Source organism: Indolivaga macrotermitis (genome assembly GCF_900128985.1).
Lineage (GTDB): Bacteria > Bacteroidota > Bacteroidia > Bacteroidales > Dysgonomonadaceae > Dysgonomonas_A > Dysgonomonas_A macrotermitis.
This window is the reverse complement of record NZ_FQUC01000002.1, coordinates 139,960-151,561: the sequence shown is the minus strand read 5'-3', so window position 1 is coordinate 151,561 and position 11,602 is coordinate 139,960. Positions and strand designations below refer to the sequence as shown.

The following is an 11,602-nucleotide window of genomic DNA, read 5'->3' as shown; positions in this document are numbered from 1 at the left end:
AAATAACCCGCTCATATTAATCTGTTATTTCATATTTGACCGGAGTCGGATTATCCACATTATCAATGGCTGCCCCAATCTTTAGTACATCATTAATAAATGATTCCTTTTCGCTTTTTATCATATCCGAATCGAACCGTATTTTAAGATTCAGCCCTGAAAATCCTGCGCGATTGGTATTGCTGATACCCAACGCTTTTGAGAAATCGATATGACCTTCGACTTCCACAAATATATCCGTTATAGTCAGGTTGCGTTGTAATGCTAAAAGCTGCATGGTTGAAACCACACAGCTTCCGTATGCTATGGCAAGCATCTCAGGGGGAGTCGGTCCCAAATCATCCGCACCGAATACTTTTGGTTGGTCTACAAATACTGTGTGATCGCGCACCTTGCATTCCAATGTGCGGTTTTTTAATTCCGAAATCTCTGCTTTTACCGCATAAATAGCCGGATTATCTATACTGTCATTCTGTGCATATGAGTTTACTGCCAACAGAATGAACAGGGCGAATGTTGCTATTTTTGTCATATATCAGTTGTTCATGTAAATTTTACCGGTTGAATAAGTAACCGCATAGCCACCAATAAGAATGCGATTACCGGAGTCTGTACAGTATAATGTTCCCGGGCGAGCCGAAATCTGACGGGCAACTAGTTCTTTCTTCGATAAGCGTTTGCTCCAATAAGGAACTAATGAACAATGGGATGATCCCGTAACAAAGTCTTCCAATATTGTGGCTTGAGGAGTAAAGAACCGCGATACAAAATCACAATTCTCCCCCGGAGCGGTCACAGCCACACCACCTTGCCCTAAGTTTATTTTATCAAATTCATCCCTGTCGATAACAATATCCCTGATTAAACTTTCGGATTCATACACCAATATATAATCTCTCTCGGCTTTAAATATATACTGCGGTTGAATACTCAACGAAAAGGTTAGTTCATCGGGCAGAAAAGAGATACCCTCCGATGGACGGGACGGAAAATCCAGTATGTATCTTTCGCCCGAAATATCCACGTTGAGTATGCCGCTCTCGGTATTGAACCGGATCTTACCGGCATCAAATCCCAGAATCGTTTTGATTGCGTGTGCAGCGGCCAATGTTGCATGACCGCAAAGATCCATTTCCAGATCGGGAGTAAACCACCGTAAATCAAAAGAGTCTTTGTGTCGTACAATGAAGGCTGTTTCCGCAACGCCGTTTTCTTTTGCTATATTAAGCATCAGATCGTCGGGTAGCCATTTTTCAAGAGGTATTACACATGCCGGATTACCCTGAAACAGCGTTTCTGTAAATGAGTCTATATGGAATATATCAAGTGTCATATCTTTGTTTTTTAATATTGAAGCATTTACCCATCCTTATCAATCGTGAATTTCTGTAAAGTTGCTTATTCCACGACAAAGATACCCTTTGTATAACCGAATTTACTGGACAGTCAAAACAAAATCTTAGAATTTCCCTTTTATTATATATTCGTTTGCCGATGAAGTTATTTTAATTTTATATTTATCCTTTTCAATCTGTTCTATTGTTCCCGTATTGGATTTTGGTTTGGATACAGAGGTAAAGTATAAATATCCTTCGCCTTCTGTTGCGGATACTTTTATTTGTTGTTTGTCCATATAAACGTTGATATCTCCATCGGGAGTCGGAACCGATCCTTCCATCCATTTCAGGTCTCCGAGAACAGGGCGAATGCTAAACTCTTTATAACCTTCTTTTTCGGGTTTTACTCCTATGTAATATTTTCCCAACAGATATATCGGGCTTGCTCCCCATGCATGGCAAAGGCTTTTGCCATAGGGGCGGCCATACATAGCCAGATGCTCCGTCCCTTTTTCATCCGGATTGTATTTTTCCCAGAAAGAAGTTGCACCTAAATTAAGCATACCACCCCAATAATCGCGGATCTCTTTCAGCACATAATCGTGTTCACCCAATGCACAAAGGGCTTCCAGTTCGTAAAACCGCATGTAGGGAGTTGTAATTTTCAATGCATCGGGATTCAATAACACGTTCTTTTTTACAGCTTCGGTTTTTTCATTATCCAGATAATTGAACAGTACCGCAAACATATTGGTGTATGGCGTTACTTGTTCACTCATTTTTCCATTTTCGCGGTTATGAATAAATGCACCTTTATCCGCAGACCAGAAAGCCGTGAATAGTTTCTCACGAAGGTCGGAAGCCAGAGCAGAATACTTTTTTTCATTTTCCGGATCATTCATAATCTTTGCGCAAAGTGCCATTGTTTCGAGGCTACGGCAAAATAATAGCTGCTCGATACTTACCTCTCCGCTTTTGCTCATTTTGAAGTCGGCCCAATCGATAAATACCCAATCGCCAGCCAATCCCTCCATCATGCCGTTGCTGTTCCTTCTCGACAGGCAGAAATCCATCAGGCTCTGCATACGTGGATAAAACTGCTGTACAAAATTATAATCACCGGTGTATTGCAAATAGTCATAGATACCCATAAACCAGTAGAATGTATAGTCCATAATGGTATTGGTATGACTGGTTACGGGATCTTTACCTCTAAGGTTCAACATTGTGCGTGATACGGAAGGAGAATCGAAGAACAAATAATAGTTCATCAAATAGCTTTGATAAGCGTCGCCGCTCCAGATCCAGCGGTCGCGCTTGATACCGTCTATAAAGAACTCACGGGAAGTGAGGTGCATCGTATATGCCGATACATCCCATATTTTATTGATAAGTTCATCATTACATTTGAAACTGCCCCTATATTCCAAAGGCAGATACTCATAAAGCATAGAAACATTATCGAAAGATAAATTATTGTCTTTCTCGATATAGATATAACGGAACGCTTTAGAATCGGGTGTTACGAAATCCCGGGAATCATTACCGAAGTCAAAATGATCCAGCGTTTCGCAATACTCTTTGTCCAAAGCTTCTTCGGGTGATTCTCCGTAATAAACGGACAATTTCCCTTTTCCCGACAGGTTATGAAATTTAACGAACCCGAATGTTTCTTTTCCGAAATCGACTAAGATGCCCTTTTCCTTATTTTCTATTTTGACGGCATCCATCGGAGTAGTAGCTAGTTTGAACTTGGAAGGAGGAGTATCCGGCGAATCGAAGTTCCATGCTCCGGCATTCAGGTAAGTAGTCCCCGAAGATGTATCCGAAGCTTTACCCGATTCGTCTATCCATTCTTTATCTTCGAAAGTAACTTTCCATGTTTCGTCCGAGCCAAACGTTTTACCTTTTACGTAAATAGCAGGTACATTTGCCTGATTATATACTTTGATATTCAGGTTATGCTTTCCGGCCGGAATGGTCATCCTGTCATATGCGGGCAGTATCTTTCCATCCAGTTTTATATTGTATTTTCCTTCTACATATATTTCAATTTCTTCGGCGGCCGGTAAATCGAGTTTTGTGGAAAACTCAACAGCAACATAGTGGCTGTCCATTTTCCAGAAAGGAGGGAAGAATCCGCCACGTTCGGTTCTGCGGTTCTGCATTTCATTGCCGAGCCATATTTCGTAATCGCCGGGATAATATATCCATGTGGCTTTCCGGGCAAAGCTTGTTGTAAAGAATGTCATAACCAACAGTATTGAAAGTATATGTTTCATGATAATATCTTTATTCTAAATTCTTAATCCATTTATATTGAGGCTGTAATCCTGCTTTTTGCCGGATAGTATCGTTTACCATAGGACCGTTATTAGTCCATTCATTACCGGGTCCATTGGCATTTTGAAGAAATTTTTCTTCGGGACACCAGTTATCTTTTACTGTAAAGAACGAACTCCCTTCGTCCGTATATAAGTAGAACCAATGGTGCGGATCGTGTACATAAGACGGACTGTATATCTTTTCTACGGCATTTTCGGTAATGTACGATTTAGACTGAACCGAAAGGGTATAGATACCTGCTACATCATACATATGTTTGGCGTAATGATGGATGTAGTTACCATGTATGCGGTTGTTGCGCATACAATTAACAGTCTTGGTCCATCCCCATCCCAAACTGATTCCTGTATATGAGATTTCGCTTATCTCGTTATACTCGATATTTATATCTTTTACGAATCCGGCGCAGATAGCTACGGTTCCCCAGTCATCGTTAGTCACATCGGTGATGTAATTGTTTGAAATAGTTTGGTATGAGCAGATTTCTTTGTCATCCGAAGGGTCATAGGGTAAATGTGTCTCCATAGCGGTATCCGACATTTTACCTATTTGCATCGCGTTTCCTGCAATATCCCTGAAGAGGCAACCGTTCACAACATCATATTGGGTTCCGTATAGAAAATCGATCCCGCATGAACCCATCTGCTCGAAACGGCATTCGTCGAACCGTGTATATTGAGCAGCCTGTACCATTACAGCGGCAGGTGGACGCCCTATCCATCCCTGGTTTTCGATTCCTTTATTAAAATTTCCGGGGACGCCGGGAGGTCTTAGCTTATAGCCATCCACCAGGTACATTCCTGCCTGAAGGGGTACATGCCCTTTTTCGGATGGGCGTGTCCATGTAGTATATTGGAAAGATATTCCTTTAAACTGGATATGCCGTACAGGGCGGTCGAGCGTTCCTGTGATTTCTATAAGTGTTTCCAAAGCCGGCACTATAGTTTCGGCACTTCTCATATCTTCGCCTTTGCGAGGGAAATAATAGAGTTTATTCGTTTTTGTATCATGATACCATTCACCGGGCTCATCCAGTAATTCAATAGCGTTGGTAAAATAGAAAGCCGAATTAAATCCTTCCTTCACCATCGGCTGAGGCCAAGGGTGTTCGAACTGAATACGTGATTCGGGACTATGAAACTGTATGCCTGCCGAATCGCCTTGCACTATTATGGATTTTACCCTCAGGTTAGCGATTGCCCACATTTGATGAATAACCAGTTCCAGGTTTTCGGCTTTGGCTAAGCCTTTTACTGCCGAAGCAGGAATCCATAATATTTCGTTCTTCTTGTCATTGCTCCTGATTCTGTCCATTTTTTCAAAATCGGAAACATTTCTGGCCCTGACGGCCTTTTGTCCGTTTACCCAGAATTGACGAAACCGGATTCTGTTTCCGTTGAAAGAGGGTACATCTGCCACCCAGAACTTACCTTCTTTTTTCCAATCTGTTACCTTTATTCCTCCACTTAAGATTGGTTGTTGCCCTTGTATGGCTTCTATAATTGTCGGGCTTGTCTCGGTTCCCGAATCTTCGGAACGTATGAAAACGGGTTCATACATATTGTATGTTCCGCCCTGCATCAGAATGCGTATAGATTCGTCTTTGCCTACTTTCTGTAATCGGCGTAATTCGCGGGCTTCCCTTATTGCTGCGTGAAGCGTTGCTTTGGGCTCGGATTGTGTTCCCTGATTAAAATCATTTCCTTTAGGGGAGACATATATTTCTGCTCCAAAAATCGGGGCAGAAAGAAGTAAAAACAATATTATTATAAGATTCTTCATATCAAAATTGACAACTGAATTATTGAAATACCGATTTCAGATACCTGACATTCGCACCGTAATTTTTCTTTACGTTATGAACATCGTTTGTATCGCGCGAACGTTCCACTACGAGCCAGCCGCTCCAACCCATTTTATCCAATGTCTTTTTTACTTCTGGCATATTGAGGGCGGGGTCGTTTTCGATCCAGAATCCATCGGTATTGCTTGCATGAATCTGAATGATACGATCTTTGCCCAGAGTTTCCAGTTCCTTGATAATATTTCCGTTACGCTTCAGTATCGATGAAAAGTTTACATAGCTTTTGATAGCAGGCGAATTTATTTTATCGAGTAATTTTGCTTCTTCTTTTGCTGTTAAGGTAGTTTCTATACCAATCACTACTCCTGCTGCTTCGGCTTTCTTTGCAACTACTTTCAGCCTTTGGAGAACTATAGGGTATAGTCCGGGTTCTTTTACTATGTCGCTCTGGTTTCCCATCGGAAGGAAGGCTACTTTTACACCTAAAGCTTTCATAGTAGCTATACATTCATCAATCAATTGCTCATAGTTATCACGTTTGGCAAAGGATTGTCCGTAAAAAGCGGACATAGCAATCGAGCTGAGTTGTATACCTAAACGATTACACTCGGATATGAATAATTCCTGAAAATGCTTTTCGGTGAATTTATTATCGAATGATACTCGTTTACCAAGTCCTCCCATATCGAGTTCAAGACCGTCGGCAGTCAGTTCTTTAGCCAGCTCCATTGCTCCTACTTTCTGACGTTTGAGCATCATCCAGTCACATACCGAAATCTTATAACGATTGTTGTTAACCACTTGTATTTCTTTAGTTTCCTTCGATGAAGGCCATTGCATGTTTTCTATTTTGGACAAGACTAATTTGCTTGGATCGACTTCTACGTATTTAATACCTTTTCTGCGCCATGTATAAACGATATGTACCATACCGTCCTTACTTTGGATAACGGAAGGATACGAATACTGGTCGATAGGCGAGTCCTCCAGAATCTGTGCGGCATACCACGTTTTGCCATCGTTCGAAACAGCTACATTCAAAGGAGTCCGGAATCCTTTACCTCTCGGTAGGGTATCATTAGGCAATACATGGTTGTATACAATCAGCTGGCGTCCGTCCTGTAAGGTCACTGCATCTGTCCCCGAATTGGTACTCGGTAAAGATGATTTAGTCATAGGCGTCCAGGTTTTACCATTATCATAAGACCACGATTCACCTAAAGCCCGTTCCTGCGTACGGCATAGGATTTGTAGACTGCCGTCTTTATAAGTCAGAATTGAGGGCTGTATAGTATGCATTTTCTTACCCTCATTGATAGGGCCTATCATTTTCCATGTTTTACCAAAGTCGTTTGTTGCCTCGAAATGTACCTTCCATCCGTTGCCTTCTGTACTCGACGGGCAAAGTAATGTTCCGTCTTTCAACAAAACAGGTTTATTTTTAACCGGACCTAAAAATCCTTTTGGCAGATCTTTCGGTGCAGACCATGTAACACCTCCGTCGTTCGAAGTAATCATTTTACCGACCCATCCGGCAACGTTCGGCCCTACTTTGTAGTATAATTGCAATTCTCCGTTCGGAACCTGATACAATACAGGATTCCATGTTGCATAGCGGAGTGTATCATTGACGATGCCGTTGGCTACATTTTGTCCGGGTGTCCATTTTCCGTTTATCAGGCGGCTTACCCATATGCATACATCCGGATTGCGTTCTTTTGTACCTCCAAACCATGCTGCAACGAGATGCCCTTCTTTTGTTTCGGCAATAGTGGAAGCATGGCTTTCGGGATAGGACGCATCGGCATTGATAAATTCCTGAGTGATTACTCCTTTTTTCCAACGGTCTTGAGCCACACCGTATCTACAGGTAAATACATATTCGCCCGAACCAACTTCAAGATTGATACGTCCGTCTTCTTTACGGACATATTTCAATCCTTCCACTTCATTTACAGGTTTACCTCCTTCGGTGATATCTGTAACTTCTTCTGCCGGTAAAAGTATATTTGCTCGCGTATTTGCCGGAATGGTTATTTTCCATGTGAATATTCCGTTTTCGAGATTCCATTCGCTTTTTGCCCATCCGTATGGGGTTTTGTGTGATGCTTTTACGTAGGTCAGGTCTTCTGTTGGTTTGGGTTCCATCCACAGCCATTTGAATCCGTTGTATGTTGTATGGCTTTTAATTCCCGCAAGGTCTTCGTACATCCAGATAATCAGGTCACCTAATATCATCACATGATTACGGGAGTTCATCCAAGGATTGGCTGTATCGCCGTTCCAAAGTTCCCAGATGGTGGTTGCCCCCTGATTTACCATATAACCCCAGCCCGGATAATTCGGTTGAGAGGCAATGGTGTAGGCGACATCTGTACGTCCTCTTTTAGTAAGTTCCCGCATCAGCCATTGTGTTCCGATAACTCCGGTACTGATATGAAGTTTGTCATTTCTGATAATGCGGTCTATCATATTCTGAAAAACGCGTTCTTCATTTTCGTTATCTACCATACCGAAAGCAAGAGGAAGTAAATTTGCCGTAACGGTATGATTGCTATATTGCCCGGTTGAGGGATTATAGAATTTCTGGTTGAATGCTTCCCGTATATTTTCAGCTAAAGCTGTATATTCTTCTATATCCTGCTTTTGGTCTGCGATGGTTGCAAACTTTATCATCATCTGCAATAATTTGTAATAGTATGCTGTTGCTATTAGCTGTCCGTCGGTTTTACGCGAAGGATCTTGTGTATGGATCAATTCTTTTGATTCGGGTGGCACGCACCAGTCTCCGTATTTATCTTTGGTAACGATGTACTCGGAGGTCATATATTTATCCTTCATATGCTTGAGCCACTTTTTCATATAAGGATAATGCTTGATGATAGGCTCTGTGTTCCCATACTGCTTGTACAGCATCTCCCCTACGAACAGGTAGGTTCCCGGCCATGTCATATTATCGCTGTAGTAGGTCATGTAATAGGGTGGAACGATGTCGGGAATAGTTCCCTCTTCTGTCTGCGCATCTTTCATATCGTCCATCCATTTGGCATACAGGCGTTCATTATCATACATAAAACTTTCGCCGAAGCAGCCTGTTGTATGGTCGCCTAGCCAGGGTTGACGTTCGTCACGTTGGGGACAATCGAGAGGCACCCCTTTATAATTGCCGTTGATCCCCCAATAAGCATTTTTGTGAATCTGGTTGAGAAGTTGATTAGACGATTCGAAGGTGCTTGTCGATTCTATATTATCATATACAACTTTACCCACAAAGTCGGTTGCGGCAGGAGTTCCCGGATAGCCAGTCACTTCCATAAAACGAAATCCATGCGTAACAAACCGGGGTTCCCACGTTTCTACGCCTTCACCTTTCATCGTATATATATCCGTTGCTTTGGCACTGCGGAGATTTCTGGTATAGAGCCGTCCGTTTTCGTCCAGCGTCTCAGCAAAACGCAGGGTGATTTTATCACCTTTTTTTCCGGTGGCTTTCAGTTGTACCCATCCGACCATGTTTTGTCCCATATCCACGATAAATGTGTCGGGAGTAAGCGCTTTTATGCCGATAGGTTTCATTATCTGCATCACTGCCATATTATCGTTCGTCTGGGCAGAAAGTATGCCTTTCGGGGCTTCTACCAACTCGGCTTTCATCCATTTGCGATCATTGTATCCGGTAGTGTTCCATGCGCCAAGTTCTTTCGTTGCATCATATTCTTCTCCGTCGAAGTCGTTATTGGAACGGATAGGCCCGTCTGATGTTACTTTCCATGTATTGTCACTCACTATAGTTTGTTTTGTGCCATCGGTGTATTCGATTTCGAGCTGAAAAAGCATTTTAGGATAACCGAAAGTTTTTATCTTATGTGGCTTGAAGTTTTGCCTCATATTATAAAAACGCCCGTTACCCAATATTGTACCGATAGCATTTTTACCTGATTGTAGATAGGAGGTTACATCGAAAGTGTTGTATCTCAAAGATTCTGTGTAATCGGTTGGAGTAGGTGCCAATGCCTGATTTCCTATCTTTTTGCCATTGATATACAATTCGTACCATCCCAGACCCGAAATATATGCCTTTGCAGACTTAACGGTTTTTGTATTGGCAAATTCTTTTCTGAAATAACGTGCCGATAATCTCGAATGTTGTGTTTCACTGTCCCAGGGAAAAGCCTTATCCAAACCTATCCATTGCGCCGACCAGTCTGTATCATTGAGTAAACCGACACTGAATTTTGCCGTGTTACTGGATACTGTTTCTCCTTTGTTTGTCAGTATAGTTACTTTCCAGTAAGCCTGGCTTCTGTCCTGTAATGGTTTTCCTGCGTAAGGGATGTATGCAGACTGGTTACTTTTGGTTTCGCCTGAATCCCACAAGTCGGCTTCTCCTTTATTCAATTTATCTAAAGAAGATGCTACAAGTATATGATAAGAAACCTGTTGTACGTTTCTCTCTTTTGAGTTGATCATCCAGCTTAAGCGGGGAACGGTCGTGTTTATTCCTTCCGGATTATCGAACATTTCGCAGCGAAGGTCTGTAACTTCTGCCGAAAATAAAGCGAAAGATATAAGTAAGGCGATGAAGGCTGATAAGGTCTTTTTCATAATGGTTTAGTTCTAAATTTAAGCTCCGTCCGATCCCCCGGAGGGGATGGTTACGAAGGCTTACAAATTATCTTTTACGTACGAAACATTTGCATCTGTAATAATAAGTACCCAATCATTACCCGAACCGTATCCCGAATCGTGGGCAAATGTTTGTTTACCGTTATCAAATTCACCGATATAGCTGACCGAACCGTTTACCGGGCTATACCACCATGCTTTCTTTTTAGTACCCGATATTTTAGTCATATCGATTTCTGTTATGCGGTTGGTGTAATTGTAAGCCAGAATATAATCTTTGCCACGGGTGGCTATTACCCGTTCGTATTGACTTCCGTTGGCATTTGAGATTACCGATTGATCGGGTATTCTGTCAAAATATGGGAATGCCAGCATCAACTTTTTCAGATATTTCATCTGCTGACATCCGGGATCGTGAATCGCATCCCACCATGGTTTTTTTGCACCAAATGCAGGTGGGTACCCGGGACGAAGCATTTGCATGGTCGAATTGTGCCCGTAAGTATGTCCGAATGAACCTGCAAATACCGACCAATAGGCATACCGGCGGACATCTTCCGCCTGCCAGCGGCGTTCGTCGGCATCGTGTAACCCGTGAGGTATATCCTCGTAGGAAGGCTCACCGTCCAAAACCGGTTTTAACGGGCTGACTGCTAGACTACGTTCTACAAAACGCCAGTTGTCTTCTTCTGTATTTTCTTCGATAGGATAATCGCCATCCCCATTACGCTGATTGTAACGGCGATGCCCTGATTGATACATATTGAAATCGAGCCATGGTTCGTTATTGAACCAAGTGGTTGAGATTGTACGTCCGCGAGGGTGGAAAGTCATCAGGTGATCCGAATCGATATCTCTGATGGTAGTCGCTAAAGCTTGCCAAACTTCAGGTTGTGTATCGCCACGCTCATCACCTCCGATTATCCAGATGATATTCGGATATTTTTTATAGCGTTCGGCAAGGAATTGTCCGTATTTCTTAGCATCTTCGACCGACATTTGTTTCGATTTTACAGGACCTCCCCATACACAAACGATACCAATGTACATGCCGCTTCTTTGTGCCCTTTCCACAATATAATCGACATGCTGCCAGTAATTGTATTCGCCGGCTTTATCTATATCTTTAAAGTCGAAACCATTCGGCAATGCCCAATGTCCGTATGCATTCATTGCAGGGATTGAATGAAGTGTGGATATCTGCACCACATTGTAACCGTTTTTACGGGTTTCGCCCATAAAGTAATCTACTTCCTCGCGGTTGGAACGGGTAGGTAACAGCCATGCCGTTTCTCCCAGCCAGAAGAATGGTTTTCCGTTTTCGTGCTGAAGATAACGCTTATTGTCACTGACTTTCAGCTTTCCGTTTTCCCACGGAATTACTATTTTGTTCGAACTTTCCTGTGCATTTACAGAGCTTGTTATCATGCAGAATGCTATCAATAAAAAATTCAATTTCAGATAATTCATCATTCTCTATTTTTAATTT

Annotated in this window: 5 protein-coding genes and 2 pseudogenes; all 7 read right to left on the bottom strand. The window is 42.3% G+C overall.

The window, feature by feature from the left end; translation table 11 throughout:
• Positions 1–16: 16 nt before the first annotated feature.
• The 7 genes and pseudogenes from BUC12_RS03735 to BUC12_RS03710 all read right to left on the bottom strand — a co-directional run bounded on the left by BUC12_RS03735 (position 17) and on the right by BUC12_RS03710 (position 11,583).
• Positions 17–532 (bottom strand): OsmC family protein, encoded by a 516-nt coding sequence (locus BUC12_RS03735; RefSeq protein WP_062176752.1) that lies wholly within the window; start codon positions 530–532, stop codon positions 17–19.
• 3 nt (positions 533–535) lie between these two features.
• Complete coding sequence (locus BUC12_RS03730; RefSeq protein ID WP_062176755.1) at positions 536–1,333, bottom strand: PhzF family phenazine biosynthesis protein; 798 nt, start codon at positions 1,331–1,333, stop codon at positions 536–538.
• 126 nt (positions 1,334–1,459) lie between these two features.
• Positions 1,460–3,619 (bottom strand): alpha-L-rhamnosidase-related protein, encoded by a 2,160-nt coding sequence (locus tag BUC12_RS03725; RefSeq protein ID WP_062176758.1) that lies wholly within the window; start codon positions 3,617–3,619, stop codon positions 1,460–1,462.
• A gap of 10 nt (positions 3,620–3,629) precedes the next feature.
• Positions 3,630–5,465, bottom strand: coding sequence for a right-handed parallel beta-helix repeat-containing protein (locus BUC12_RS03720; protein WP_062176761.1), 1,836 nt, complete (start codon positions 5,463–5,465; stop codon positions 3,630–3,632).
• A 19-nt stretch (positions 5,466–5,484) separates the two neighbouring features.
• Positions 5,485–6,201 (bottom strand): annotated as a pseudogene (locus tag BUC12_RS20310) (sugar phosphate isomerase/epimerase family protein); the annotation flags it as partial.
• 147 nt (positions 6,202–6,348) lie between these two features.
• A pseudogene (locus BUC12_RS03715) lies at positions 6,349–10,092 on the bottom strand (family 78 glycoside hydrolase catalytic domain); the annotation flags it as partial.
• Positions 10,093–10,152: 60 nt separating this feature from the next.
• Positions 10,153–11,583: a glycoside hydrolase family 140 protein gene (locus BUC12_RS03710; protein WP_062177046.1), complete on the bottom strand. Its 1,431-nt coding sequence runs from the start codon at positions 11,581–11,583 to the stop codon at positions 10,153–10,155.
• Between the last annotated feature and the right edge of the window lie 19 nt (positions 11,584–11,602).